The 26476-nt window shown below is 73.1% G+C and carries 21 protein-coding genes and 1 tRNA gene; 14 read left to right on the top strand and 8 right to left on the bottom strand.

Annotation, left to right across the window (positions count from 1 at the left end):
• Window positions 1-281 precede the first annotated feature (281 nt).
• The 4 genes from OG776_RS26295 (at window position 282) to OG776_RS26280 (ending at window position 5142) form a co-directional block, all read left to right on the top strand.
• Window positions 282-1610, top strand: a complete 1329-nt coding sequence (locus OG776_RS26295) for an ABC transporter substrate-binding protein (protein ID WP_148008541.1) — start codon at window positions 282-284, stop codon at window positions 1608-1610.
• Window positions 1607-2635 carry a carbohydrate ABC transporter permease gene (locus tag OG776_RS26290; protein ID WP_148008542.1) on the top strand — a complete coding sequence of 343 codons (1029 nt, stop codon included), beginning with the start codon at window positions 1607-1609 and terminating at the stop codon, window positions 2633-2635. Before OG776_RS26295 ends, OG776_RS26290 begins: the two co-directional genes overlap by 4 nt.
• Window positions 2632-3543 carry a carbohydrate ABC transporter permease gene (locus OG776_RS26285; protein ID WP_148008543.1) on the top strand — a complete coding sequence of 304 codons (912 nt, stop codon included), beginning with the start codon at window positions 2632-2634 and terminating at the stop codon, window positions 3541-3543. The genes OG776_RS26290 and OG776_RS26285 overlap by 4 nt, the downstream gene beginning before the upstream one ends.
• Window positions 3544-3711: 168 nt before the next feature.
• Window positions 3712-5142, top strand: a complete 1431-nt coding sequence (locus OG776_RS26280) for a GH1 family beta-glucosidase (RefSeq protein ID WP_329322626.1) — start codon at window positions 3712-3714, stop codon at window positions 5140-5142.
• Between the two features lie 229 nt (window positions 5143-5371).
• Here OG776_RS26280 and OG776_RS26275 read toward each other — a convergent pair whose 3' ends face one another.
• The 3 genes from OG776_RS26275 to OG776_RS26265 form a co-directional block, all read right to left on the bottom strand.
• Window positions 5372-6871, bottom strand: coding sequence for a glycoside hydrolase family 18 protein (locus OG776_RS26275; RefSeq protein ID WP_329322625.1), 1500 nt, complete (start codon window positions 6869-6871; stop codon window positions 5372-5374).
• Between the two features lie 241 nt (window positions 6872-7112).
• Window positions 7113-8489 carry a HAMP domain-containing sensor histidine kinase gene (locus OG776_RS26270; RefSeq protein WP_329322624.1) on the bottom strand — a complete coding sequence of 459 codons (1377 nt, stop codon included), beginning with the start codon at window positions 8487-8489 and terminating at the stop codon, window positions 7113-7115.
• Window positions 8486-9202: a response regulator transcription factor gene (locus OG776_RS26265; RefSeq protein ID WP_187285558.1), complete on the bottom strand. Its 717-nt coding sequence runs from the start codon at window positions 9200-9202 to the stop codon at window positions 8486-8488. The genes OG776_RS26270 and OG776_RS26265 overlap by 4 nt, the downstream gene beginning before the upstream one ends.
• A gap of 109 nt (window positions 9203-9311) precedes the next feature.
• Here OG776_RS26265 and OG776_RS26260 point away from each other — a divergent pair, with 109 nt between their 5' ends.
• Entirely contained in the window at window positions 9312-9854 is a 543-nt protein-coding gene (locus OG776_RS26260; RefSeq protein ID WP_148008547.1) for a hypothetical protein, read from the top strand.
• Between the two features lie 95 nt (window positions 9855-9949).
• Here the strand turns inward: OG776_RS26260 and OG776_RS26255 are convergent, their stop codons facing one another.
• Window positions 9950-10819: a spermidine synthase gene (locus tag OG776_RS26255; RefSeq protein WP_148008548.1), complete on the bottom strand. Its 870-nt coding sequence runs from the start codon at window positions 10817-10819 to the stop codon at window positions 9950-9952.
• A 75-nt stretch (window positions 10820-10894) separates the two neighbouring features.
• Window positions 10895-11335 carry a hypothetical protein gene (locus OG776_RS26250; protein ID WP_384955776.1) on the bottom strand — a complete coding sequence of 147 codons (441 nt, stop codon included), beginning with the start codon at window positions 11333-11335 and terminating at the stop codon, window positions 10895-10897.
• Window positions 11336-11620: 285 nt separating this feature from the next.
• On the opposite strand from OG776_RS26250, the gene OG776_RS26245 reads away from it, so the two are divergent.
• Window positions 11621-13129, top strand: a complete 1509-nt coding sequence (locus OG776_RS26245; protein WP_329322623.1) for a hypothetical protein — start codon at window positions 11621-11623, stop codon at window positions 13127-13129.
• Between the two features lie 120 nt (window positions 13130-13249).
• On the opposite strand, the gene OG776_RS26240 is transcribed toward OG776_RS26245, so the two are convergent.
• On the bottom strand, window positions 13250-13846 hold the full coding sequence (locus OG776_RS26240) for a histidine phosphatase family protein (RefSeq protein ID WP_148008550.1): 597 nt from the start codon (window positions 13844-13846) through the stop codon (window positions 13250-13252).
• Window positions 13847-14116: 270 nt separating this feature from the next.
• On the opposite strand from OG776_RS26240, the gene OG776_RS26235 reads away from it, so the two are divergent.
• From OG776_RS26235 to OG776_RS26205, 7 genes are all read left to right on the top strand, one after another.
• Window positions 14117-15154: a phosphatase PAP2 family protein gene (locus OG776_RS26235; protein ID WP_148008551.1), complete on the top strand. Its 1038-nt coding sequence runs from the start codon at window positions 14117-14119 to the stop codon at window positions 15152-15154.
• Entirely contained in the window at window positions 15081-16283 is a 1203-nt protein-coding gene (locus OG776_RS26230) for a hypothetical protein (RefSeq protein ID WP_329322622.1), read from the top strand. The genes OG776_RS26235 and OG776_RS26230 overlap by 74 nt, the downstream gene beginning before the upstream one ends.
• On the top strand, window positions 16274-17893 hold the full coding sequence (locus tag OG776_RS26225) for a hypothetical protein (protein ID WP_329322621.1): 1620 nt from the start codon (window positions 16274-16276) through the stop codon (window positions 17891-17893). Before OG776_RS26230 ends, OG776_RS26225 begins: the two co-directional genes overlap by 10 nt.
• The gene (locus tag OG776_RS26220) at window positions 17890-19224 is read left to right on the top strand and encodes an AAA domain-containing protein (protein ID WP_329322620.1); all 1335 of its coding nucleotides are present in this window, start codon (window positions 17890-17892) and stop codon (window positions 19222-19224) included. The genes OG776_RS26225 and OG776_RS26220 overlap by 4 nt, the downstream gene beginning before the upstream one ends.
• 103 nt (window positions 19225-19327) lie before the next feature.
• Window positions 19328-19705, top strand: coding sequence for a hypothetical protein (locus OG776_RS26215; RefSeq protein WP_148008554.1), 378 nt, complete (start codon window positions 19328-19330; stop codon window positions 19703-19705).
• 231 nt (window positions 19706-19936) lie between these two features.
• Window positions 19937-20872 (top strand): hypothetical protein, encoded by a 936-nt coding sequence (locus tag OG776_RS26210; protein ID WP_329322619.1) that lies wholly within the window; start codon window positions 19937-19939, stop codon window positions 20870-20872.
• Window positions 20863-20936, top strand: a tRNA-Lys gene (locus OG776_RS26205). The genes OG776_RS26210 and OG776_RS26205 overlap by 10 nt, the downstream gene beginning before the upstream one ends.
• Window positions 20937-21003: 67 nt before the next feature.
• Here OG776_RS26205 and OG776_RS26200 read toward each other — a convergent pair.
• Complete coding sequence (locus tag OG776_RS26200; protein ID WP_148008555.1) at window positions 21004-22599, bottom strand: M6 family metalloprotease domain-containing protein; 1596 nt, start codon at window positions 22597-22599, stop codon at window positions 21004-21006.
• Between the two features lie 366 nt (window positions 22600-22965).
• Here OG776_RS26200 and OG776_RS26195 point away from each other — a divergent pair, with 366 nt between their 5' ends.
• Window positions 22966-24996 carry a putative bifunctional diguanylate cyclase/phosphodiesterase gene (locus tag OG776_RS26195; RefSeq protein ID WP_443077288.1) on the top strand — a complete coding sequence of 677 codons (2031 nt, stop codon included), beginning with the start codon at window positions 22966-22968 and terminating at the stop codon, window positions 24994-24996.
• Here the strand turns inward: OG776_RS26195 and OG776_RS26190 are convergent.
• Window positions 24987-26129, bottom strand: a complete 1143-nt coding sequence (locus OG776_RS26190) for an LLM class flavin-dependent oxidoreductase (protein ID WP_329322617.1) — start codon at window positions 26127-26129, stop codon at window positions 24987-24989. The two genes, OG776_RS26195 and OG776_RS26190, sit on opposite strands and share 10 nt — an antisense overlap.
• Window positions 26130-26476 lie beyond the last annotated feature (347 nt).

Raw genomic sequence — 26476 nt, 5'->3', positions numbered from 1 at the left:
ACGTCACCTCGGCACGGGCCGCTCCATCCGTCCCCCACCCTCGTACGCCCCCGCCATCGGAGTTAGTTAACAGGCCGATAACTGAACGCGTCTCTCCGTGTCCGCTCCCTTGACACCCCCGCGCGAACCGACGACTCTTCAACACATCACCTGTGGGAGCGCTCCCACGGTACCTGACACCTACACATCCCGCACGTTCCCCGCCCGAGCCGCAGCGAGAAAAACGGGCCCAACAATGCAGTTGGCCGGGGGGTCGGCACGTCAGGCAACAGGAGGACGCAATGCGCACGAGTACCCGCCGGTCCCGCAGGCTGGGGGCCCTCGCGGCCGTCGCCGCGCTGACCACAGGGCTGCTGGCCGGCTGCGCCAACGACTCGAACGACGGATCGTCGAACTCGGGCGACGGCGGTGGTGGCGGCAAGGGCAAGACCACTCTGACGGTCGGCACCTTCGGTGTCTTCGGCTACAAGCAGGCCGGTCTCTACGACGAGTACATGAAGCTGCACCCGAACATCTCGATCAAGGAGAACGTCACCACCCGTACCGACGTGTACTGGCCCAAGACGCTCACCCGTCTGCAGGCCGGCTCCGGTACCGACGACATCCAGGCGATCGAGGTCGGCAACATCACCGAGGCCGTCCAGACCCAGGCCGACAAGTTCGTCGACCTCGGCAAGGAGGTCGACAAGTCGCAGTGGCTGGACTGGAAGCTCGCCCAGGCCACCACCAAGGACGGCAAGACCATCGGGCTCGGTACGGACATCGGCCCGATGGCGATCTGCTACCGCAAGGACCTCTTCAAGCAGGCCGGTCTGGAGACCGACCGCACCAAGCTCGCCGCGCAGTGGAAGGGCGACTGGGCCAAGTACGTCGACCTCGGCAAGCAGTACATGAAGAAGGCGCCGAGCGGCACCAAGTTCGTGGACTCCGCCTCCTCGGTCTACAACGCGGCGCTCGGTGGCGAGAGCCAGCGGTACTACGACAAGGACGGCAACGTCATCTGGGACAAGTCCACGGGCGTGAAGAAGTCCTGGAACGCCGCGATGACGGTGGCGACCAGCGACATGTCGGCGAAGCTGAAGCAGTTCGACCCGACGTGGGACCAGGGCTTCGCCAAGGGTTCCTTCGCGACGGTGGCCTGCCCCGCTTGGATGATGGGCTACATCCAGGAGAAGTCCGGTGACGCCGGCAAGGGCAAGTGGGACGTGGCGGCCGCGCCGACCGCGGCCAACTGGGGCGGTTCGTTCATCGGCGTGCCGACGGCGGGCAAGCACCAGAAGGAGGCCATCGCCCTGGCCAAGTGGCTGACCGCGCCCGAGCAGCAGGCGAAGGTCTTCGCCAAGCAGGCGAGCTTCCCGTCGACCCCGGCGGCGTACGACAGCCTGAAGCCGGCGGCCGCGACGACCTCGTACTTCTCGGACGCGCCGATCACGCAGATCTTCGCCGACTCGGCGAAGACCATCCCGGTGCAGACCTTCGGCACCAAGGACCAGCCGATCGGCACCGCGATCACCGACGTGGGCATCCTCCAGGTCGAGCAGAAGGGCAAGTCCCCCGAGCAGGGCTGGAACGCGGCCAAGGCGGAGATCAAGGACGTGCTCGGCCAGTGACCAGCTCCAAGGAGGCTCTCGCGCACACCGCGACGAGCGCCGACGCCGCGCCCGGCTCCCAGCCGGGCGCGGCCCGGGGCGCTCAGGGTCGCGGTACGCCGCCGCCGGGCCCGGATTCCTGGCGCAGCCGGCTGTACCGCTGGGACATGAAGGCGTCTCCGTACGCGTTCGTCGCCCCCTTCTTCATCGTCTTCGGGGCCTTCGGGCTCGTGCCGCTGCTGTACACGGCCTGGTACTCGCTGCACAACGTGCAGCTGTCAGGCCTGGATCACCAGACCTGGGCCGGGCTGGACAACTACAAGAACCTGTTGTCCTCGGAGTTCTTCTGGAACGCCCTGGAGAACACCTTCACCATCGGTGTGATCTCCACGGTGCCGCAGTTGCTCATGGCGATCGGCATCGCCCACCTGCTCAACTACCGGCTGCGCGGCTCGACCGTGTGGCGGGTCGTGATGCTCACCCCGTACGCCACCTCGGTGGCGGCGGCGACCCTCGTCTTCACGCTGCTGTACTCGTGGGACGGCGGCATGATCAACTGGCTGTTGCACTTCGTCGGGGTCGACCCGATCAACTGGCGCGAGTCCGACTGGGGCGGCCAGTTCGCCGTCTCCTCGATCGTGATCTGGCGGTGGACCGGCTACAACGCGCTGATCTATCTCGCGGCGATGCAGGCGATCCCCACCGACCTCTACGAGTCGGCGGCCCTGGACGGCGCGGGCCGCTGGCAGCAGTTCCGCCACGTGACGATCCCCATGCTGCGGCCCACGATCCTGTTCACGGTGGTCGTGTCCACGATCGGCGCGACGCAGCTGTTCGGTGAGCCGCTCCTGTTCGGCGGGGTCAGCGGCTCGAAGGGCGGCTCCGCGCACCAGTACCAGACGCTCGGCCTCTACATGTACGACCAGGGCTGGGGCATCGGCAACCTCGGCAAGGCGTCAGCGATCGCATGGACGATGTTCCTGATCCTGCTGATCGTCGCCGCGATCAACCTGCTGGTCACCCGACGGCTGAGGAAATCCCAATGACCACCACTGAACTGACCGCCCCTCAGGCGGGGCCGAAGGCGGCCGCGGACGGCCGGGGCACCGGACGCCGCCGGGTGCTCGGCGCGGGCAAGCAGATGCACGCGGGTCCGGTCACCTATGTCGTGCTGACCGTCTTCGCGCTGGTCTCGCTCGCCCCGCTGGTCTGGACGGCCGTGGCCGCCTCGCGCAACAACGCGCGGCTGGCGCAGACACCGCCGCCGCTGTGGTTCGGCGGGAACCTCTTCAAGAACCTCGAGACCGCGTGGGACCAGGCCGGGCTCGGCACCGCGATGGTCAACTCCACGATCGTCGCCGGCACCATCACGGTCGGTACGGTCGTCTTCTCCACGCTCGCCGGGTTCGCCTTCGCCAAGCTGCGGTTCAGGTTCTCCGGTCTCCTGCTGCTGCTGACCATCGGCACGATGATGATCCCGCCGCAGCTGGCCGTCGTACCGCTGTATCTGTGGATGAGCGACCTGGGCTGGTCCAACCAGTTGCAGACCGTCATCCTGCCCACCCTGGTGAGCGCCTTCGGTACGTTCTTCATGCGGCAGTACCTGGTGCAGGCGCTGCCCACCGAGCTGATCGAGGCGGCGCGGGTCGACGGCGCCAGCAGCCTGCGGGTCGTGTGGCACGTCGTCTTCCCGGCGGCGCGGCCGGCCATGGCGGTGCTCGGCCTGCTGACGTTCGTGATGGCCTGGAACGACTTCCTGTGGCCGATCATCGCGCTCAACCAGCAGAACCCGACCGTGCAGGTCGCCCTGAACTCGCTGGGCACCGGCTACATCCCGGACCAGGCCGTGATCATGGCGGGCGCACTGCTCGGCACGCTGCCGCTGCTCATCGCGTTCCTCCTGTTCGGCAAGCAGATCGTGGGCGGCATCATGCAGGGCGCGATCAAGGGCTGACCCCGGCACCACAGCCCGCGGGGGCCGGGTCACCGCCGCCCCGGCCCCGTCGACCGCCTTCCCCCGCCGCCGCCCCTCCCCTCCCCTCCCTTTCCGTCCCCTCCCCCCTCTCCCCTTCTTCTCTTCTCCATACCGTCGTTCTCCACGACCTCCTATGGGAGCGCTTCCATGCCTGAACCCGCATCGCCCGTGACCTTTCCCCCCGCGTTCCTCTGGGGCGCGGCGACCTCCGCGTACCAGATCGAGGGGGCGGTACGGGAGGACGGCCGCACGCCCTCCATCTGGGACACCTTCAGTCACACCCCCGGCAAGACGGCCGGTGGCGAGACCGGTGACATCGCTGTCGACCACTACCACCGCTTCCGTGACGACGTGGCGCTGATGGCGGAGCTGGGCCTGTCGGCCTACCGCTTCTCGATCTCCTGGTCCCGGGTACAGCCCACGGGCCGCGGACCGGCGGTCCAGCGCGGTCTGGACTTCTACCGCAACCTGGTCGACGAACTGCTGGCCCACGACATCAAGCCGGCCATCACCCTCTACCACTGGGACCTCCCCCAGGAGCTGGAGGACGCGGGCGGCTGGCCGGAGCGCGACACGGCCCTGCGGTTCGCCGACTACGCGCAGATCGTGGGCGAGGCGCTGGGCGACCGGGTGGAGCACTGGATCACCCTGAACGAGCCGTGGTGCAGCGCGTTCCTGGGCTACGGTTCCGGGGTGCACGCGCCGGGCCGCACCGACGCGGCGGCGTCGCTGAAGGCCGCCCACCACCTGAACCTGGCGCACGGCCTGGGCGCGAAGGCCCTGAGGTCGGTGATGCCGACCCGCAACTCGGTCGCGGTGAGCCTCAACTCCTCGGTGGTCAGGCCGCTCTCGCAGAGCCCCGCGGACCTCGCTGCGGCCCAGCGCATCGACAACCTGGCCAACGGTGTCTTCCACGGCCCGATGCTGCACGGCGCCTACCCGGAGAGTCTGCTCCAGGAGACCTCCTCGGTCACGGACTGGTCGTACGTCCGGGACGGCGACCTGGCGCTCATCAAGCAGCCGCTCGACGCGCTGGGCCTGAACTACTACACCCCGACCCTGGTCTCGGCGGCGGACGAGAGCACCGCGGGTCACCGCGCCGACGGTCACGGGGCGAGTGCGTACACGCCGTGGCCGGGCGCGGACGACGTGACGTTCCACCAGACTCCGGGCGAGCGGACGGAGATGGGCTGGACGATCGACCCGACGGGCCTGCACGACCTGATCACGCGCTACACGCGGGAGGCGCCGGGTCTGCCGCTGTACATCACCGAGAACGGTGCCGCGTACGACGACAAGCCGGACCCGGAGGGCCGCGTCCACGACCCGGAGCGCATCGCCTACCTGCACGGCCACCTGTCGGCGGTCCGCCGCGCCATCGCGGACGGCGCGGACGTCCGCGGGTACTACCTCTGGTCCCTGATGGACAACTTCGAGTGGGCGTACGGCTACAGCAAGCGCTTCGGCGCGGTGTACGTCGACTACGCGACCCTGGCCCGTACGCCGAAGTCGAGCGCCCACTGGTACAGCCAGGCGGCCCGGACGGGGACGCTGCCGCCGGTGCCGGCCGCCGAGTAGGGCGCGGCCCGGCAGGACGCGGCCCGGGAGGGCGCGGCCGCCGTCTTCCGGACGCGGGATTCCTCGTCCGGGAGGGCGGAGGGCCCGTCGTCCGTGGGAGACGGGCCGAGAAGACCGGGGGGGGGCGGGGCGTGGTGCCCGGGAACGGGGGCCGCGCCCCGGCCGGATGGGGGGTGGTCCCGGCCGGGACGCTCTTCACCCGTGGGGGAGGACTCGGTGGGCGCCGGGCCTACTTGTAGGCGCCGAACGCCTTCGAGAACGCCCCCGCGTCCTGGACGACCGAACTGCAGGTCGCGTCGGCGGAGTTCTTCGCGCCGCCCGCGCACTGCCGGTCGCGGCTCGCGGACCACATCGACAGCCAGCCGAGCCCCTTGGACTTGGCGAAGGCCACCAGCTGGGCGGCGTCGTCGACCGTGAAGATCTCGGACGCCACGTCGTTGACGCCGATCATCGGGGTGACGGCCACGGTCTTCCAGGCCGCGCTGTCGGAGAGTCCGAGCACGCCCTTGACCTGGGCCTGCGTGGCGGTGGCGGCCTGCTCGGCGTAGGTGCCCATGTCACCGTTGTACGAGGGCCCGTAGTCCATCGCCATGATGTTGACGGCGGAGATCCTCACGCCGTTCGACCGGGCGTCGGACAGGAGGCCGACGCCGTCCTGGGTGAGGCCCTCGGGCATGACGGGGAGCGTGAAAGACACGTCCAGGCCCGGGTGCTGCTGCTGGAGTTTCACGATGGCCTTCGCGCGCCGGGTGTTCGCGGCGGTGTTCGACAGCGCGCCGCCCTCGACGTCGAAGTCGACCTTCGTCAGCTTGTAGGCGTCGACGGCCTTCCCGTACACCGCCGCCAGCGCGTCCGGCGACGAGCAGGTCGTCGCCAGCTCCGAGCCCGAGGCACCGCCGAAGGAGACACGGACGTCGCCGCTCTTCGCCCGCAGCGCGCCGATCTGCGCGGCCACCGCGTCACTGGCGAGGTCGCTCACCCCGCCCCACTTGGGCGTGCAGCCGCCGCCGTCGGTGATGAAGGCGAGGTTGTAGTCCTTCACCCCGGTGGCCGCCGCGCTGCCGACCAGGTCGAAGGCCGGGTAGAGGGAGGTGTCGACGTACGGCGCGAAGCCGGCGCCCGCGGCGCTGCCACCGCCGGTGCTCGCCGAGGCCGAGGGCTTCGGGGTGGTGGCGGGAGTGGAGGCCGGCGTGGTCGGGGTGGCCGGGGTACCGGTGCGGGAGGCGCTCGGGGTGGGCTTCGGCGTGGCGGTGGGGGTGGCCGACGCGGTCGGACGGCCGCTCGGCTCCGGGGTCGCGCCGTCGTCCACGGAGCACTTGGCGCCGTCGATGACACAGCCCTTCGGGTCCGCGGTGCCGTTCACGACGAAGCCGACGGTGACCGACTCGCCGGCCGCCAGGCCGTCCTTGTCCCAGGACGGCGGCTTCACCGTGACATGACTCCCGCTCACCGAGGACGCGCCGTTCCACAGCGAGCTGAGCCGGTCGCCGGAGGGCAGGTCGAACTCCAGCGTCCAGCCGCTCTTCGCCCGGCCGGTGTCGTTCGTGACGACGTACTGGGCGGTGTACCCCGTGGACCAGTCACTGGTCCTTGTGTACGCGGCGCCGACACCGGCGGCGAGCGCGGTGCCGGAGAACAGGAAGGCGCCGCCACCGATCATGGCAGCCGCGACGACGCCGCCTATCGCCTTGTTCCTGCCACTGACCTTGCGCCGGTGCGTACTGCTCATCGCGTGCCTGCCTTCGCGGTTTCACGGGAGTTCGCTGGGGATTCCCAGGGGATGCGGGCAGCACGCTAGCGATCCGGAATCGGGCAAACCGCTTGATCCGGGCGGGGGCCCGCGATCTTAGGGTGCGCTTAAGGAAGGCATCGGGGACGGTTAAAGGTCGGGAACGGCCGGGGGCCGCGCGCCGGTCGGGACCAGCCGGATGCCGCGTACCGGTCGCGACCGGCGAGGACCGGAGGCCGGCTCAGCTCACGCCGACGCCGCGCCGGCGCCGCCGTACCGCGCCCCGGTGTCCGCGCCGCACCGGTGCCCGCCCGTCCAGCTGGATCCATATCCGCACCTCGGTGCCGCCCAGCACAGAGGACCCCAGCCGTACGTCACCGCCCGTCGACTCCGCGAGCCGCCGCACGATGTCCAGCCCGAGCCCGGTCGAGCCGTCGTTGCCCGAGCCCCGCCCGCGGGCCATCGCCGACACCGGGTCCACGATCCCCGCTCCCGCGTCCGACACCAGCACGATCACCGCGTCGTCGCTGTTGTGCACGTCCACCGCGAAGGCCGTGCCCTCCGGGGTGTGCCGGAAGACGTTGCCGAGGAGCGCGTCGAGCGCCGCCACCAGGTCCGCCCGCGCGACCGGTATGCGCACCGGACGGTCCACGCCCGCGACCCGCACCTTGCGGCCCTCGTCCTCGGCGAGCGCGGACCAGAAGTCCATCCGCTCGCGGACCACTTCGGACGCGTCGCACCCGGCACCCACGCCGAGCGCCACCGTCTGCGGCTTGGCCTCCCGCGCGGTCCGGATGATCGTGTCCACCTCGCGCTCCAGCTGGGCCACGGCCGTGCGGGTCTGCTCGGCGGCCGGTCCGTCGCCCAGCGAGGCCGTGTTCAGCCGCAGCACGGTCAGCGGGGTGCGCAGCCGGTGCGAGAGGTCCGCCGCCAGTTCCCGTTCGTTCGCCAGGAGTTGGACGACCTGGTCGGCCATCGAGTTGAACGCGACGGCCGCCAACCGCAGTTCGGTGGGGCCTTCCTCGGGAACCCTCGCCCCGAGCTTGCCCTCTCCCAGTTCGTGCGCGCTCTCGACCAGCCGTTGGGCCGGCTGCACCATACGGACGCCCAGCCGGTCGGCGACCGCGACCGAGCCGACGACGAGCGCGACGCCGACCGCGGCGAGCACCGCCCAGGCCGTCCCCACGCCGTTGCTGACCTCGGACTCGGGTACGTAGACCTCGACGACCGCGATCTCGCCGGAGCTCAGCGCGGTGGGCTGGAGCAGGGTGGAGCCGCCCGGGACCTCGGTGGTGGAGGCGCGGCCCAGTCCGCGGGTGGCCGCGATGTCCTTGGCGGCGGCGCGCTGCCGTCCGATGTCGACCGCCTCGGTGCCGTCACCCGCCGGGATGTGCACGGCCATGCCGTCGTCGGACCCGGCGGAGGCGACGACCCGCTCCAGCTGGTCCCGGTCGGTGGTGATGGAGAGCGCGGGGGCGACGGCCGCGGCCTCCCGCTCGGCGTTGGAGAAGGCGCGGTCCCGTGCCATCTCCTTGATGACGAGCCCGAGCGGCACCGCGAAGGCCACCACGACCATCGTGGTCACCGCCACGCACACCTTGACCAGTGCCCACCTCACAGCGGGGGCTCCGTCCGCGGGAACTCCGCGCGCGGCGGCTCCAGTTTCACGCCGACGCCGCGCAGGGTGTGCAGATAGCGCGGTCTCGCCGCCGTCTCGCCCAGCTTCCGCCGCAGCCAGGACAGATGGACGTCGATGGTCTGGTCGTCCCCGTACGACTGCTGCCACACCTCGGCGAGCAGGTCCTTGCGGGCCACCACGACACCGGGTCGGCCGGCCAGGAAGGCGAGCAGGTCGAACTCGCGCCGGGTGAGGTCCAGGACGCCGCCGTCCAGCTCGGCCCGGCGGCGCAACGGGTCGATGGCCAGGCCGCCGACCCGGATGACCGGCGAGGCGGGCACCTCTCCCACGGACCGCGAGCGGCGCAGGACGGCGGCCATCCGCGCGGACAGGTGCTCGACCGAGAACGGCTTGGTCAGGTAGTCGTCCGCGCCGTCGTTCAGCAGGCGGACGATCTCCGTCTCGTCGTCCCGGGCGGTGGCGACGATCACCGGTACGTCGGTGATGCCGCGCAGCATCTTGAGGGCCTCGGCCCCGTCCAGATCGGGCAGACCGAGATCCAGGATGACGACGTCGAAGGGGAAATGGGCGACCTCGCGCAGCGCCTCGAGCGCCGTGCCGACGCTGCGCACGGTGTGCGAGGCGTCGGTCAGATGCCGGATGAGGGCCGAGCGTACGAACTGGTCGTCCTCGACCACGAGCACACTTGCCATGGGCGGCACCGTACGCCATCCGTGCGATACCGGTCCGGCACCTGTGGACAACTCCCGTCCTGTGAAGGGAACGAGACACCCGTGGGGCGAGTGAGGCAGTATGGCCGCGATGCGCAGAGGTCTCGTACACGTACTGGCTTGGACGCTCGCCACGGGCGCGGCGGTCACGCTGTCGTGGTGGGGTGTCCACACGGTCATGACGGGGACGGCGTACGACCCGCCGCGGGCGCTGCCGGTCACCGTGGGCGACTCCGTCACGCAGAAGGCCAAGGCGCTGCCCTCCCCGACCGGCCGGACCGGGGTGCCGCGGACCACGGCGGCCCCGGAGCCGGAGCGGAGCCGGCGGTCCGCCGCGACGCCCTCGCCGTCGCCCTCCGGACCGGCCTCCCCGAAGCCGGATCCGGGCCCCTCCGCGCAGGCCGGACAGACGGGCCGGGTCAAGAGCTACGACACCGACGGCGGGCGGGCGGTCTTCGACCTGGGCCCGGCCTCCGCGACGCTCGTCTCGGCGACCCCCGGCTCGGGCTGGTCGATGCAGGTGTGGAAGACCGAGTCGTGGATCCGGGTGGAGTTCACCTCGGGCGCGGACCGGGTGTCGGTGTTCTGTACGTGGCACGACGGCCCGCCGCGTGTCGAGATCGGCACCTACTAGGGCCTGTTGTCCTGATCGTGGGGTCGGCGCGCGGTGCTGCGTCGCGGTGCCGCGGCTCGGCCGGCGGATGGACGGCGCCCGCACGGCCCGCGCCGTCAGCGGAAGACCGAGGGCGGCGGGGCGGGTGACGCCACCGCCGCCACGTCCAGGACCGGTGCCGCGCCTCCGGTGAAGTCGGCGAGCTGTCTTCCGTGTTCGACCCGTCCGGGGTGCGGGTCCGAGGCCGCGCGGCGGGTGAGTTCGGCCAGCGGCAGCGGCCGGTCGCAGGCGACGAGGACGGCGTTGCCGAAGCGCTTGCCGCGCAGCACCGTCGGGTCGGCGACGAGGGCCAGTTCGGGGAAGACGGCCGCGGCGGTGGCGATCTGGCCGCGCAGATGGGCGAGCGGGGGCCCGTCGGCGAGGTTGGCGGCGTACACACCACCGGCTCTGACGACCCGGCGGACGTCGTCGAGGAACTCCACGGAGGTCAGGTGGGCCGGGGTCCGCGCGCCGCTGAACACGTCGGCGATGACCAGGTCGGCCCAGTCGTCCGGCACCTTGGCGAGTCCCTCGCGGGCGTCCAGGGAACGCACCCGGATACGGGCGTTGGGGTCCAGCGGGAGCTCGCGCCGGACGAGTTGTACTAGGAGTGCGTCCCGTTCGACGACCTGCTGGGTGGAGCGGGGGCGGGTCGCGGCGGTGTAGCGGGCCAGGGTGAGGGCGCCGCCGCCGAGATGCACGGCGTGCACGGGCTTGCCGGGCGGCGCGACCAGGTCGATGACGTGGCCGAGGCGCCGCTGGTACTCGAAGCTCAGATGGGCCGGGTCGTCGAGGTCGACGTGGGACTGCGGGGCGCCGTCGATCAGCAGGGTCCAGGCGCGCGGGCGGTCCCGGTCGGGTATCAGCTCGGCGAGCCCGCCGTCGACCGTCTCGACGAGGGGCTCGGTGGGCGCCTGGCCGCGCCGCACGTTCTTCGACCTTCCCATGCCGCCATTATCAGGGGCTCCGGCACGGTCGGCCCCATGGCTGCCGGGGAGTGCTCAATAGCTGCCGCGGAGTGCTCAGCGACAGTTGTCCGCGGCCTCGATGAGCCGTGCGGCCTCCCCCAGCGCCTCCCGCAGGACGGCCGGATCGGTCGCGAGATCCGCCTCCCCCGGCGGCAGCAGCCAGTCCGAGCCCTCGACGGGCGGCTCGGGCGCGAGTCGCAGTCCGTGACCCGCGGTCTGCGTACAGGTGCTGCCCGGCACGTCCCAGGCGTCGGCGGTGCCGGGCGGGACCAGGAAGCCGAGGGTGTCGCAGCCGCCGTCCAGCAGGACGGGCCCCACGGATTCACACGCGCCCCGGCGGAGGATGTCGACCGCCTCCAGGCCCTGGCGCGCCGGAACGGTCACCAGGTCGCAGCCGGTGTCCGGCGGCGGGGCGCCGCACTCCGGGGACGACCCGTACGCGGCGGTCGACGGCGGTCTGCGGAACTCGGTGCTCTCCAACCCGGCCTCCAACACGGAACCCCTCCTCCTGCACGAGCGGGTCGGGAGTTCGGGTGCGCTCCCGGTCCACCGGGTTCAACGCGTCGGAACGTCAACGGCTACGGCGGAACAGCGCCGCAAAGGATGGCAGTTCATGGCAGATCGTGGATGAGATATCCGGTTTGTAGCCAAACCCAGCGTGGCGGCCTCGTCACAGCAGGTACGTTCTTGCTCCGCCGGAGCAGGGCACCACTCGGCATGACACAGGCATTTCGCCCTGGTTCCGGCATGGTTCGACGGTTCGCAAGAGAGGGCCCGGCCATGGCGTCGTCAATGGTGACCTCGTCCCCGTCCCCCCGGCCGCCACGGCCGAACCTCGCCTTCCGGCGGCTGCGCGGACAGCGCTCGCCCGGCGAGTTCGCCGCGGCGGTACGGCGGGCCGCGCGCGAGATCGGCGAGCGGGTCAGCTGCGACGCGCGCTATGTCGGGCGGGTGGAGGCCGGCGAGATCCGCTGCCCCAACTACGCGTACGAACGGGTGTTCCTGCACATGTTCCCCGGCCGCACGCTCACCGACCTGGGCTTCTCGCCCCGCTCGTCCGTACGCGGACGAGGGGCGCGCGGCACGGACGACGAGCCCCCCACGCACATCACAAGCCTTTCGCACACCACGGGTGAGACGGAAGGGGCGGGTGAGACGTATGAGAGCACGCTGACCCCGTACCGGCCGCACGACCCGCACCGGCAGCACCACCCGCACGACCCGCACGACCCGCACCAGCACCATGAACAGAACCACGAGGAGAGCGACGTGCAGCGTCGCGCATTCATGACCGGAGGCACCGCCACCATGGCGGCAGCCACCCTGGGCCCCTTCGCGGGCACGTCCGGCGCTACGGCCGAGGCCGCGGACCGCCGCGTCCACCGGCCGGGGGCGTCCGAGGCGGGCGCCCTCGAGGAAGCCGTCCGAAGGATCCGGCTGCTCGACGACCGGCACGGGGCCGACGGCCTCTACCGGCGGGCCGCCGCCCCCCTGCGCACCGCGTACGAACTGCTCGACGCGGGCACCACCCACCGGCGGACCGCCGACCGGCTGTACGCGGGCGCGGGCGAACTGGCCATCTCGGTCGGCTGGTTGGCGCACGACTCCGGGCGCTTCGACGACGCGCGCTCGCACTACGCCGAGGCACTGGCGACCGCGCGGATGTCCGGCGACCCGGGCCTGGAGGCGCACGCCTTCTGCAACACGGCCTTCCTCGCGCGCGACGCCGGCCGCCCGCGCGAGGCGGTGCGCGCGGCACAGGCGGCGCAGCGAGCGGCCCGCCCGCTCGGCTCCTCCCGCCTGCTCTCGCTGCTCGCGCTGCGGGAGGCCGGCGGCTGGGCGGGGCTCGCCGACCGGGCGGAGTGCGAGCGGGCGCTCGTCCGCGCCCAGGCCCTCTTCGCACGCGGGCCCTCGGAGAGCGACCCCGAGTGGATGACCTTCTACGGGGAGGCCGAACTGGAGGGTCTGGAGGCGCAGTGCTGGTCCACGCTGGGCGACTGGCCGCGCGCGGCCCGTCACGCCCGCCGCGCGGCGCACCTGCAGGATCCGCACTTCACCCGGAACATCGCCCTCTACACCGCGGAACTCGCCGACGACCTCGCCCGCGGTGGCCGTCCCGACGAGGCCGCCGTCGCGGGCCTGCGCGTCCTCGACCTGCTGGGCGAGGTCCAGTCGTCCCGTATCCAGACCATGCTGGCGGCCACCGCGCGCGTGCTGCTGCCGCACCGCAGGGCGTCGGGCGTCTCCGCCTTCCTGGAACGCCACGCCAGTCTGCCGCGCACGGCGTGAGCCGGGCCGCGTCCCGCGCGGCGCGGAGGGCGTCCGGTGAAGGGTCCGGGCCGGGGCGCCCGGCCCGTGGCACTGATTCCCGGACGCCGGGCGGAGGCTCCGCCCGGCCGCCCGCAGCGTCTACGCCGTCAGGTGGCCGAGGTCGTTCCAGGACTCGATGGCCGGTTCCCCGTAGGCCCAGCCGAGCACCGACAGCGAGGTCGGATGGAGGCGGATCCGCGCCGCGAAGTCCAGCGGGAGGCCGAGCCAGCGGGCACCGATGGAGCGCAGGATGTGTCCGTGCGCGAAGACCAGCAGGTCGCGGTCGGCGGCGCGGGCCCGCGCGACGACCTCGTCCGCGCGCGCGGCGACCTGCTCCAGGGTCTCGCCCCCGGGCACGCCGTCGCGCCAGATGAACCAGCCCGGTCGCACGGCCTGGATCTCGTCCGGGGTCATCCCCTCGTACGCGCCGTAGTCCCACTCCATCAGCGTGTCCCAGGAGCCGGCACGCTCGCCGAAGCCGGCCAGTTCGCAGGTCTCACGCGCGCGTGCCAGCGGGCTGGTCAGCACCTCCGCCTCCGGGAGCCCGTCGAAGGGCGCCCGGTGCAGCCGTTCGCCCAGCGTCTTGGCTCCGCGCCGGCCCTCCTCCAGCAGCGGCACATCGGTCCTGCCGGTGTGCTTGCCGGACAGCGACCACTCCGTCTGTCCGTGCCGGGCCAGCAGGATGCGCGGTGCCATGGGGAGGAGCCTTTCCGATTCGCCGGACAAGTGGGTCACTCCATCATCGCGCACCCCCGTCAGGGGCAACCCGCAGGGCGATCTCTGCGTCCTTGACGACCGGGGGCGCTTCCCACGGCCGCTCGCACACGCCGTAAAATCCGGTGCGGCCACGCATCGTCACGAACAGACTTGCGCACCGGCACACCGCGAGCGACCGCTCGCGTACCGCCGACGCTGCCACCGGCGGACTCGCCGGGGCACCACGAGCAGATGGGGGAGGGCGATCGGATGCCGCAGACCGATGCACGGCTGACCGGGGCGGCGCCGCGCGCCCGGCTGCGCCGGTGGACCGAGCTGCGTCCCTCCGCACCTCACCTCCGGCTGCGCTGGTGGACCGAGCTGCCGCTGATAGTCCTGGTGTACGCGTCGTACTCGGCCGGCCGGCTGCTCGCCCGGGGCGACACGGACAGCGCCGTCGACCACGGCCTGGAGATTCTGCGCGTCGAAAAGGCCCTCCACCTCAACGCCGAACACCCGCTCAACCGGCTGTTCACCCGCGAGGCCTGGCTCGGCGTGCCCGCCGACTTCTGGTACGCGTCACTCCACTACCTGGTGACGCCCGTCATCCTGGTCTGGCTCTTCCGCTCCCGCGCCACCCTGTACCGCGCGGCGCGCACCTGGCTGATGACGTCCACCCTGATCGGCTTGATCGGCTTCACGCTGATGCCCACCTGCCCGCCCCGGCTGCTCTCGGCCGGCCACGGCTTCGTCGACACGATGGCCCAGTACAGCTCGTACGGCTGGTGGGGCGGCGAGGCGAGCGCTCCACGGGGTCTCGGCGGCATGACGAACCAGTACGCGGCGATGCCGAGCCTGCACGTGGGCTGGTCGCTCTGGTGCGGAGTGATGCTGTGGCGCCACGGCCGCTCCCGCGTCGTCCGGCTCGCCGGCATCGCGTACCCGCTGCTCACCACGATCGTCGTGATGGGCACGGCCAACCACTACTTCCTCGACGCGGTCGCGGGGGTCACGGTGATGGGAGCGGGGCTGCTGCTCACCCCCCTGGTGACCCGCCTCGCGGACCGCGCGAAGTCGCTCCTGGGCACCTGGGTCCCCTGGCTCACGGGCGCCTCCCACGACGCGAATTCCCCAGTTGTCAGTGCCGGATGCCAGACTTCCACGGGTGAACGCATTCCCCGACAGCGCGAGTCCCGCACCGGACCGGGAGCCGACCCCGGTGGCCCTCCCACGGATGCGGGGGACGGAGCTGCGGACTGGGATCTCCCCTCCTCCAGCGAAGCCGGGAGTCTGGGGAAGACTCGCTGAGCTGCGCGGCCCGGCCGTGCCGCCCAAGGCCCTGGACGCGCGCGCTCTCGCGGCACTCGCCGCGAACCCGGGATGCGAGCGGCGCGCCCTGCTCGACGGCGCGGGGGTCGACAAGGCCAAGCTGGCGGAAGGGCTGGGGTCGCCGTCGTCCTTCGGCCAGTCCCAGTTCGCCTTCATGCGGGGCAACGCGTTCGAGGCGCGGGTCAAGGCGGACGGCGGCGCGGAGCTGCTGCGGCTGGTGCACGAGCACCTGGACCCCGCCGCCGAGCCGCCCCGGGCCGGGACCGTCCCCGACCTGACCGCCGTCGGCCCCGAGGGCCGCACGGCCCGCACCGCGCTGGCGCTGCGCGACGCGACCGCCGCCGGCGCCTGGACCCTGCTCGACCACCCGATGCTCGCCCTCGACGTCGCGGGTTCCCCCGCCTTCCTCGAACCCGACGCGGTCGTGGTGCACCCCGACGGGACCTGGACGGTCGTCGAGATCAAGTCCTTCCCGATGCTGGACGGCTCGGCCGACCCCGCGAAGGTGGGCGCCGCCGCCCGCCAGTCGGCGGTGTACGTCCTCGCGCTGGAGGAGGTCGCGGCCCGCCTGGACCCGGCACCCGCGGTCCGCCACCGGGTGCTGCTGGTCTGCCCCAAGGACTTCTCCAACCTCCCGACCGCCTCCGCCGTCGACGTCCGCAAGCAGCGCGCGGTCACCCGCCGCCAGCTGGGCCGCCTCACCCGTGTCGAGGACATCGCGGCCGCCCTCCCCGAGGACGCCTGCTTCGCCCCCGGCCTGCCCGCCGAGCGGCTGACGGCGGCGGTCGAGGCCGTCCCCGCGGCCTACGCCCCCGAGTGCCTGGCCGCCTGCGAGCTCGCCTTCCACTGCCGGGCCCGCTCCCGGGCGGAGGGCGCGGTGACCTCGCTGGGGCGGTCGCTCCGTGCGGAGCTGGGCGGTCTGACCACCGTGGACGACGTGCTGGCGGCGGCCCGCGGAGAGGCCGGGGACCCGCGTGATCCGGCGGTCGCCGCCCTGCGCCGGGCGGCCCTGCTGCGGGCCGGGGCCCTGCGCGGAGGCGATTCGACGAGGGAGCCGGCGAGATCCGGCGCCCCGGCCGCACCCGAGGAGGTGGCCCCTTGTCGCTGATCACCACCCTCGCCCGGCTGGAAGCCGTCGAGAGCGGGCGGGCCCAGCCCCTGGCCACCGTCCGGCACCGGCATCTCTCCGACCGGCCGCTGGTCCTCGTCCCCCTGATCACCGCCGGTGAGGCGGGCGCCCCCCTCGGGGCCCTGGTCGGCACGGACCGGGACGCGCCGCGGCTGCTGGTCGTGCCCCAGCCCCGGGACCGCGAACTGCGGTTCGCGTTCCTCGCCGATCTCGCGGACGTCGTCCTGCCGTACGTCGACTCCTACGCGGACGTGGTCGAGGCAGCCGAGCGCAACGAGACCGACCCGGAGACCGGCAAACGGGTCAAGGTCGAGGTCGAACTCTGCGCGGACGCGCCCCAGTTGATCGTGCCGAGCCGGTCGGGCACCGAGTTCGTACGGCTCCTCGGGCGTTCCATGCGGTTCCGGCGCACCGCGGAGCAGGAACCGGAGGCCCCGCACCCGGCGCCGCCCCGGGTGCCGCTGCTCGGGCGGTGGCTGACGCACTTCGGGGAGCGGTCCCGGGTACCGGGCTCCGCCCTGCTGCTGGCCCTCGGCGACGTGCTCTCCCGGCACTGGGCCACCGGCCAGAGCAGCCTGGAGGACCAGCACCTGGGAGCACTGCTCGCCTGGATCGACCCCCCGGCCGGCGAGTCGGGCGCGCGGGCCGCCCTGGAGGCGGAGCTCCGGCGCGACCGGAGCGGCCAGCTCGTCCGGCCGCCCGCGGGACCGGCCACCGATCCCGCCTTCGACAACAGACTGCTGGCCCCCGCCGTCGAGCGCTACGACCGCGCGCGCACGGCCCTGGCCGCCGCCGAGGACGGTCTGGAGGCGGACGACCGGCTCGGTGAGCTCACCGCCGCCGAGCGGGAGATCCGTGCCCTGGTGGAGCGTGTCGCCTGGCCCACCTGGGACGCGGTGTGGCAGGGACTGGACCTGCTGCGGACCCTGCCCGAGGGGGCGCACGCGGCCGACCGGTGGACCCGCGACCGCTGGTCGTTCACCGGTCACCGCGACCGGGTCGTCGCGGGCGAGCCGCCGCAGCCGCGCCGCGACGACGCGGTCACGGCGGCGAACAAACTGGCCACCCGCGAGCGCGAACAGGCCCGCCTGGACGCACAGGAGGCCCTCGACGATCCACTCGTCATGGCCGGCCGGCGGCTGGCGGGCGAGGCCTTCGCGGGCGAGGTCACCGATGTCGTCATGGCGTACAGCGAGAGCAAGCGCCCGAGCCCGCGCCCCCTGGTGACCGTCCGCACGGACGACCGGCCGCATCTCGGGGAGCGCGCGAAGGTCTACCGGTCGCTGGACGGCAAGCCGCAGGCGGCCGAGTTCGTAGGGACCGCGCGGACGGCCGGACCGGCGGCGGCCGAGGAGGAGGGTCTGCTCGTGCTGCGGATCGTCGACAAGATGGGCCGCGGCAAGGAGCCCGAGCCCGGTTCCGTGCCGGAGAAGGGCGACCTCGTCTGCTTCACGCTCTTCGAGCACGAGCAGCGCGGCGGGGCGAAACTGCCCGACCCGGAGGACACGCCCTGGACGCACGGCGGGCCGCCCGGCGGACCCGACGCCGTACCGCAGCCGGACCCGGTTACGGAGGAGGACGTCCTGTGACCACCGACCTCGATCCCGGGGCCGCGGCGGCCCGTGCCACCGACGCGATCCTGCGCGACACCCTGCACGGCGCGCACCGCGGTGTGGTCGTCGACTCCCCGCCCGGCGCCGGGAAGTCGACGCTCGTGGTGCGCGCGGCACTCGAACTCGCCGCCGCCGGGCGCCCCCTGATGGTCATCGCGCAGACCAACTCCCAGGTCGACGACCTGGTGCTGCGGCTCGCGGAGAAGGACCCCGAGCTGCCGGTGGGACGCCTGCACAGCAGTGACGCCGACCCGTACGACAAGGCGCTCGACGACCTGGGGAACGTCCGCAAGTCCGCGAAGGCCACCGATCTCGCGGGCCTCCCGGTCGTGATCTCGACCGCCGCGAAGTGGGCGCACGTCAAGAACGTCGAGCCCTGGCGGCACGCCATCGTCGACGAGGCGTACCAGATGCGTTCCGACGCGCTGCTGGCCGTGGCCGGCCTCTTCGAGCGGGCCCTGTTCGTGGGCGACCCGGGCCAGCTGGACCCGTTCGCCATCGTGGGCGCGGAGCAGTGGGCGGGACTCTCGTACGACCCGTCGGCGTCCGCGGTCACGACGCTGCTCGCGCACAACCCCGAACTGCCCCAGCACCGGCTCCCGGTGTCCTGGCGGCTGCCGGCCTCCGCGGCCCCGCTGGTCTCCGCCGCGTTCTACCCGTACACACCGTTCCGCAGCGGTACGGGCCACGGTGACCGGCGGCTCGCCTTCGGTGTGCCGTCGGACGGTTCCGGCCCCGACCAGGTCATCGACGAGGCGGCGGAGACGGGGTGGGGGCTCCTGGAGCTGCCCGCCCGGCACACCCCGCGCACCGACCCCGAAGCGGTGGGGGCGGTGGCACGGGTCGTACGGCGGCTGCTGGAGCGCGGTGGCGCGGCGACCTCGGAGCGGTCGGACGATCCGGTGCCGCTGACCGCCGACCGGATCGCCGTCGGCACGGCCCACCGGGACCAGGCGGCGGTGGTGCGGGCGGCGCTGGCGGATCTCGGGGTCACGGACGTCACCGTCGACACGGCGAACCGGCTCCAGGGCCGCGAGTTCGACGTGACGGTGGTGCTCCACCCGCTCTCCGGGCGGCCGGACGCGACGGCGTTCCACCTGGAGACGGGCCGGCTGTGCGTCCTCGCCTCCCGGCACCGGCACGCGTGCATCGTGGTCTGCCGGGCCGGGGTGACCGAGCTGCTGGACGAGCACCCCTCCACCGAACCCGTGCAGCTCGGCGTCACGGTGAAGTTCCCGGACGGCTGGGAGGCCAGCCACGCGGTGCTCTCACATCTGGCGGAGCACCGGGTGCGATGGCGGCCCTGAACCCGGTCCGCCCCGTCCCACGGGCCCCCTTGCGCGGGCGGGGGACAATGGACGGTGGTCCACCCACGAGGCGGGCCCCTGAACCGTACGAGGAGGAGAAGACATGGCGGAGCCCACGCCGCGTCGGAACGAACCGCGGCTACGCCCCGCGCCCCTGCTCTTCGAGCCCGCGGAGGCGGCCGGTGACCCGGAGCACTTCTTCGATCTCGAGTCGATAGACGATCCGCGGGCCCTGCTGGCGCGGGCGACGGAGCTGACGCTCGCCTTCCGGGCGGCGGCCGACAGGGCGCTGGAGTTCCAGGCGATCGCCGCCGCGCAGCTCGCAGACCCCCGCCGCTTCGACCGGCTCACGACGGCCGACATCGCCGAACGCGCCGAGTGGACCGAGGACTACGCGAAGAAGATGGTCGAGTTCGGCCGTGACCTGCTGCGCGGCGCGGACGGCAACGGGCACGGACACGGGGTGGGCGACCACGCCTGAGCCCGACGGCGCGACGGCCGGGGGGGCTCCCCCCTCGGCACCGCCGGCCCGCGGTCGTCTCCGGTGCCGGGCGCCGGCTTCCGGTGGTCTCCCGGCGCCGGGGCGGAGAGGCCCGACAGGCGCCTCCGGCATAGGCCCGCGGCGGGTGACATACCCCATGCGCGTCCCCCCTGTCCCGAATTCTCGCAACCCTCGGAGACGGACCGATCACCGACGGTAGATATTTGCACCATGAGCAGCACTCGGAACTCCGCCGGCACCACCGCCCACGGCTCCGGCGCCCCGCTGCCCGACCGGTTCGACGCCTCGGGCGTCACCGCGGACGGGGCCGCCTGGCTCGCCTCGGCAGGAACGTATCCGCGCAGCACCCTCGCGCTCTGGGAGGACCGGCCGACCGCGCCGGTCGTACTGCCCTGCGGCACCGTCTTCGACGTGGTCAACGCGCCCGCGATCTTCGGCCGGCGGATGCTGGACCACCTGTGGGACGAGGGTCCCGGCTCCGGCCCGGTGGCCGTGTTCCGCGGGCGGGTGCTGCTGTTCGGCGCGCCGGGCACCGCTCAGCGGCTCCCGTCGCTCCTGGAGTGGGAGGAGTGGGGATCCCGCGGCGCCGGGGACCCGCCCGGCACCCGGCACACCGGCCGGGTGGGCGCCTTCGACGACCGCGAGATCCTCGGCGGCGGCCTCGGTGACGGACCCTGGGACGACGACTTCGGTCCCGACGACGGCCTCGGCCTCGACGACGCCCTCCGGGGCCGGGGCGAGCCCGTCGCGCGGCGCGGCGGACCGCAGGACACCGGGCCGTCCGGCGTCGCCGCGGGTGCCGTCGCGGGCCAGGCCCGCGCGGAGGGCCCGGGTCGGGTCGGCGCGGTCCCGCCCCTGCTCTGCCACGGCACCGGCGACGCGGTGACCGTCCCCGCCCTGAGGATCGGCGGGGCGGAGACCCGTCTCCCCCGCCCCGGCGGTACCGGGGCGGACCCGGCCGCCCGCCCCGAATCCCGCTGGCTGGTGGCCCCCGACACCCGGCATCCCTGGCTCCCCGGAGCCGAGATCCTGGTCTGGGCGGCGGTCCGCGCGGCCCGCGCGGCGGCCTCCACCGCGGTGCGGATATCGATTTTTCCTCCCGCCGATCAGGATGCTAAGGTCTACGACGTCAGCAGGCGCCGCTAGCTCAGTTGGTTAGAGCAGCTGACTCTTAATCAGCGGGTCCGGGGTTCGAGTCCCTGGCGGCGCACGCTAGTGATGGCGAGGGTTGTTCGTGGAAACGCGAACAGCCCTCGCCATCGCCATGTGCGGGGTCCTCAACCCGTCGTGATCTTCACCGTCCAGGCCCCCGCGGCCGTCCAGTCCTCCACCTTGACGCGTACGTGCTCGCCGGGGACCGTGAAGCTCTCGCCGAGCCCCACCGGCGCGTCCGCGAGCGGCGGGTACACCGACTCGCCCCAGCAGGACTCGGCGTGCGGGTGCGCGTCGACGACCTGGATCGGGCCGTCGCCGGACGAGGCCTCGCTGCGGACGCGGTAGACGAGGATGCCCTGCGTACAGGTCGTACCGTCGTTGCCCGCCGAACCACGCGCCTCGAAGGCGATCGCGCTGTCGGGCCCCGTACGGACGACCGCCAGTTTGGTACCGCGCCCGGAGCCGAAGGCCGGTACCGCCGACCCCACGGGCACGAGACCGGAACCGGGCAGCGGCGCGGCGGACCCGGCGGGCCGCACACCGGAACCGGCGAGCCGGGCGCCGGGGCCCGGACCGGGGAGCCGGGCGGCGCGACCCGGGCCGGGGAGCCGGGCGGCGGAGCCCGCGGGCCGCGGGCCCGACCCGGCACCCCTCGAATCCGCCTTCGGAATCCGGTCGGCCGGCGGGACATCCGTCTCCGGCGGGACGGAGACACCGGAGGTGCCGGACGCGCCCGTCTGCGGGGCCGCCCCGCCGGCCGGCGCTCCCGCCGCGCCCGTACCGGCCGGGGCGGGCCCGGCGCCGAGCGGCTCCAGGGTCAGCCGTGTGCTCCCGTGGGGCGCCACGCACACCACCTGCCGGGGCTCCAGCCACCCGAGCTTCCACTTGTGCCAGCCGAACAGGTCCGGCGCGAGGCCGAACTGACTGCCCATGAGGTCCCAGTCGCCGACGTAGGTGTCCCAGTCGCCCTTGCCGTCGGAGGGGCGGTGGTAGAGGTCGGGCAGGTCGAAGACGTGTCCCGTCTCGTGGGCGAGGACGAGCCGGTCCGGCGGGTGCTTCTCGAAGACCGTGACGACCCGGCGGATGTCCTTGCCGTCGGCCCGCAGCGGGGTGTCGAGGTTGACGACCTTCGTCGCGTCGGAGTCCACGCCCGGCGCGTCCGGATCGGCGACGAGGTAGACGATGTCGAAGTGCGAGAAGTCGACCTGCCGGTCGGCCGCGGCGATCGCGTCCCGCAGATAGGCGGCGCGCCGCGCGGCGTTCCAGTCCCGCCGCACGGCGTACGAGGTCGAGGCGTGCGGCATCCGGATCCACTCATGCCGGGCGTGCGGCCGCAGCGTGAACCTGCCGTAGGAGGCGCGCTCGAAGAAGCGGCTGGTGGACGGGAAGTAATCGGCCGTCAGTTCGGCCGGCGTGGTGCGCGGGCGCGAGTCGGGGAAGGAGAGGAAGACGAGCACCGCGTCGAGCGGACGGGTGGGGCGCGGGTACGCGGCGTTCCAGGCGTCCAGTCCCTCCGAGTGGTGGGCGTCGGTCCGCTTCAGGGCGCAGGGGGAGAAGAGGGGTTCGGCGAGGGCCGGGCCCGTCACCAGGGAGGTCGCGACCACCGCCGCCAGCGAGGTGAACGCGGCCGCGGTACTGCGCCAGCGGGGAGCCCCTTCGGGAGCGAGGCCCCGCAGGACACCACGGGCGAGTCCCCTCAAGGGGAGCTGACGCGGCACGTCGACCTCCGGCTGCGGATTTCAGGACACCGCACCCAGCTTGGGTCATTTCGTACTACTTCGCCCTGTTTGTCTGCGCCGGAGGAGTGAGAGACCCCACGCCACCGACACCCCTGCCGACACCCCGGACACTCACGGAACGTCACATATGATCGCCGGACGAAGGATCCGGTCCAGATGCAGGCAGAAACGATCTGTCAGAACGGGTGGTTGTTCCGGGACACTGGAGAGTGGCTGCAAGGCCCCGAGACCAGCCTCTATGATCGGCACACTTTCCTGCACGGACACGGCTTGTTCGGCCGTCCAGCACCGGCCGAGCACTCCGAGAGACCCATACGAAGAACGAGTGCACTGCGGGAGCGAGCGGTGAGCGGAACGTCCGAAGGGCCGGCGCCCGCGGCAGACCTCGACCGGCCGGCCGTCACAGAACGTCACAGCACCACATCTCCTCGTACGTCCACCGGATCACCCTCCGGCGCGTCCGCCCCGTCCGCCCCTTCCATCCCTTCCGTCCCACCACCGGTCTCCCCGTCCGGCACACCCGTCCCGGCGGAATCCGCCTCGCCCGACCCGGCCACCGGGTCCGCGTCACCCGACCCCGCGGAGTCCCACGCCCACGCCCGGGCGGAACAACTCCCCGCCCCGGCCGCGCCTGCCGGCACGTCCGTGCGCACGTTCCGCGCCGCCTTCGCGGCGGCGCCGCTGCCGATGGCGGTCGTGGGCCGGGACGGCCTGGTCGTCACCGCCAACGGGTCACTGGACGCGCTGCTCGGGACCGGGTCCGGCGCGCTCACCGGGCGGATCGCCGCCGACCTGGTCGACCTGGCCTCCGACGCCCGCACCTGGCACGCCTACCGGGAGGTGCTGCACGGCCGCCAGGCCCGGCTGCGCTGCACCCGGCGGCTCAAACACCCCGACGGGCACTCGCTCTGGGTGCAGGTGACGGTCGCGCCGCTGCCCCCGGACGAGCAGGCCGTGCTGCTGTCCGTCACCGACCTCAGCCCTCGCCGCGAACTCCAGGCGCGGCTGCGGCACTTGCAGATGCACGACCCGGTGACCCGGCTGCCCAACCGCACCCTGTTCTTCGAACGGCTGACGTCCGCGCTGGAGGCGGACACGTACGAGGAGGGCGGCACCGGCCGGATCGGGCTCTGCTATCTCGACCTGGACGGGTTCAAGGCGGTCAACGACACGCTCGGCCACCGGGTGGGCGACCGGCTGCTCGCGGCCGTCGCCGAGCGGCTGAGCCGGTGCGCGGACACGGCGGGATCCGGACGGGCGGCCACGCCCCTGGTGGCCCGGCTGGGCGGCGACGAGTTCGCCCTGCTCGTCGAGGACTCCACGGGCACCGATCAGGTCGCGGACCTCGCCGAGTCGGTACTGACGGCGCTCCAGGCGCCGTTCGACCTCTCCGGCCGGCGGCTGTCGCTCTCCGCCTCGATCGGGGTCGTCGAACGCCGCGCCGCCGGGACGACCGCGACCGGTCTGATGCAGGCCGCGGACACGACGCTGTATTGGGCGAAGGCGGACGGCAAGGGCCGCTGGACGCTCTTCGACCCGGAGCGCAACGCCCACCGCATGACCCGTCAGGCACTCGCCTCCACCCTCCGCTCGGCCGTCGAGCGCGATGAATTCGCCCTGGAGTACCAGCCGTTGGTGGGCATGGAGGACGGCGGCGTGCGCGGGGTCGAGGCGCTCGTGCGCTGGAACCACCCGCAGTTCGGCGTGCTGACGCCGAACCGGTTCATCGGACTGGCCGAGGAGGACGGTTCGATCGTGCAGCTCGGCCGCTGGGTGCTGGCCACCGCCTGCCGCCAGGCACGGAGCTGGCAGCTGGACCATCCGGACGCCCCGCCGATCTTCGTCAGCGTCAATGTCGCCGTACGGCAGGTGTGGGACTCCGACCTGGTCGCCGACGTCGGGGAGATCCTCGCCGAGACCGGGCTCGCCCCGCAGCTGCTCCAGCTGGAGCTGACCGAGTCGGCGGTGATGGGGTCGGCGGGCCGGCCGCTGCAGGCCCTGCAGTCGCTCAGCGACATGGGGGTCCGGATCGCCATCGACGACTTCGGCACCGGCTACTCGAACCTCGCCTACCTCAGCCGGCTGCCCGTCTCCGTCCTGAAGCTGGACGGTTCCTTCGTCCGCGGCTTCCGGTACGACAACCGCGACGGCGGCACCGCCCATCCCGGGGCCGCCGACGAGGTCATCGTCGAGGCGCTCATCCAGCTCGCGCACCGGCTGGGTCTGACGGTGACCGCCGAGTGCGTCGAGACCGCCTCCCAGGCCTCCCGGCTGCGCGGCATCGGCTGCGACACCGGACAGGGGTGGCTCTACTCCCGCCCGGTGGCGCCGGACCGCATCTCCGCGCTGCTGACGGCGGCCTGCGCTCAGGCCTGAGCGTCGGGGCCCGCCGGGGCGTCCTGGCCGGGCCGCGCCGTCGGCAGCCCGTAGACGTCCGCGAGCAGTTCGTACGAGCGCAGGCGCACGTCGCCGCTGTGCGCGTTGCCCGTGATCATCAGCTCGTCGGCGCCGGTCCGCTTGTGCAGGTCGTCGAGGCCCGCGCGGACCTCGTCGGCGGTGCCGTGGATGACGTTGGCGTTCCAGGAGGTGATGAACTCCCGCTCCATCGGCGAGAAGCTGTACGCCTCCGCCTCCTCCGGGGTCGGGACCAGGCCGGGCCGGCCGGTGCGCAGGCGCACCATGTTCAGCGCGGCGGCCAGCACCTGGCGGCGGGCCTCCTTCTCGTCGTCCGTGGCGAGGGCGGAGACGCCGATCAGGGCGTACGGGGCGTCCAGCACCTCGCTCGGCCGGAAGGACTCGCGGTACAGGTCCAGGGCCGGGATCGTGTTCTGCGCCGAGAAGTGGTGGGCGAAGGCGAAGGGGAGGCCGAGGACTCCGGCCAGCCGGGCGCTGAAGCCGGAGGAGCCGAGCAGCCAGATCGGGGGGCGGTGCGGGGACTGGACTCCGCCGGGCGAGGTGGCCTGGACCGGGCCGGGCACGGCGTGGATACGTCCGTAGGGGTGGCCGTCGGGGAAGTCGTCGTCCAGGAACCGGGTCAGTTCCGCGAGCTGCTGGGGGAAGTCGTCGGCGCCTTCGCCCAGGTGGTCGGTGCGGCGCAGGGCCGCCGCGGTGGCGCCGTCCGTGCCGGGGGCGCGGCCGAGGCCCAGGTCCACCCGGCCGGGGGCCATCGCCTCCAGCGTCCCGAACTGCTCCGCGATGACCAGCGGGGCGTGGTTGGGCAGCATGACGCCGCCGGAGCCGAGGCGGATGCGGGAGGTGTGGGCGGCCAGGTGGGCGAGGATCACCGCCGGTGAGGACGAGGCGACACCCGGCATCGAGTGGTGCTCGGCGACCCAGTAGCGGTGGAAGCCGCGGGACTCCGCGAGGCGGGAGATGGCGACGCTGGTGCGGAGGGCGTCGGTGGCGGTGCGGCCGGCGCCCACGGTGACCAGGTCCAGTACGGAGAGGGGTACGGGGGCGGTGCCCTGTGCGGTGCCTCGGATCTCGTCGGGCTGGTCCGTCGCGTCCACCGGGGGCCTCCTGTATTGCGTACGTCCGGATGTCGTCCAGGGCACAACAGGAGACAGTCCCCGCTTATTCCCGTCCACCGCCTTCGCCTCGCCCCCGCCGCCCCTGCCCGACCCGTCCTCGCCCTGGGGGCTCCGCCCCCAGACCCCCACCAAGGGGCTGCCGCCCCCTGGACCCCCGCATCGCCCGAAGGGCTCGTCCTCAAACGCCGGACGGGCTGAAATACCTGCCCCCGGCCGGCACCATCAGCCCGTCCGGCGCTTGAGGACGAGGCCGTCCAGGCCGACGCGGGGGTCTGGGGCGGCAGCCCCCAGACAGCGCGCAGGCCGACGCCCACCCCGCAAACACA

Source organism: Streptomyces sp. NBC_01689 (assembly GCF_036250675.1).
Taxonomy (GTDB): domain Bacteria; phylum Actinomycetota; class Actinomycetes; order Streptomycetales; family Streptomycetaceae; genus Streptomyces.
This window is presented reverse-complemented; position numbering and strand designations above follow the sequence as displayed.

Coding starts and splice junctions, on each gene's coding strand:
- OG776_RS26295 (WP_148008541.1), top strand. CDS start 282: ATGCGCACGAGTACCCGCCGGTCCCGCAGGCTGGGGGCCCTCGCGGCC.
- OG776_RS26285 (WP_148008543.1), top strand. CDS start 2,632: ATGACCACCACTGAACTGACCGCCCCTCAGGCGGGGCCGAAGGCGGCC.
- OG776_RS26280 (WP_329322626.1), top strand. CDS start 3,712: ATGCCTGAACCCGCATCGCCCGTGACCTTTCCCCCCGCGTTCCTCTGG.
- OG776_RS26275 (WP_329322625.1), bottom strand. CDS start 6,871: ATGAGCAGTACGCACCGGCGCAAGGTCAGTGGCAGGAACAAGGCGATA.
- OG776_RS26265 (WP_187285558.1), bottom strand. CDS start 9,202: ATGGCAAGTGTGCTCGTGGTCGAGGACGACCAGTTCGTACGCTCGGCC.
- OG776_RS26260 (WP_148008547.1), top strand. CDS start 9,312: ATGCGCAGAGGTCTCGTACACGTACTGGCTTGGACGCTCGCCACGGGC.
- OG776_RS26255 (WP_148008548.1), bottom strand. CDS start 10,819: ATGGGAAGGTCGAAGAACGTGCGGCGCGGCCAGGCGCCCACCGAGCCC.
- OG776_RS26245 (WP_329322623.1), top strand. CDS start 11,621: ATGGCGTCGTCAATGGTGACCTCGTCCCCGTCCCCCCGGCCGCCACGG.
- OG776_RS26240 (WP_148008550.1), bottom strand. CDS start 13,846: ATGGCACCGCGCATCCTGCTGGCCCGGCACGGACAGACGGAGTGGTCG.
- OG776_RS26235 (WP_148008551.1), top strand. CDS start 14,117: ATGCCGCAGACCGATGCACGGCTGACCGGGGCGGCGCCGCGCGCCCGG.
- OG776_RS26230 (WP_329322622.1), top strand. CDS start 15,081: ATGCGGGGGACGGAGCTGCGGACTGGGATCTCCCCTCCTCCAGCGAAG.
- OG776_RS26215 (WP_148008554.1), top strand. CDS start 19,328: ATGGCGGAGCCCACGCCGCGTCGGAACGAACCGCGGCTACGCCCCGCG.
- OG776_RS26210 (WP_329322619.1), top strand. CDS start 19,937: ATGAGCAGCACTCGGAACTCCGCCGGCACCACCGCCCACGGCTCCGGC.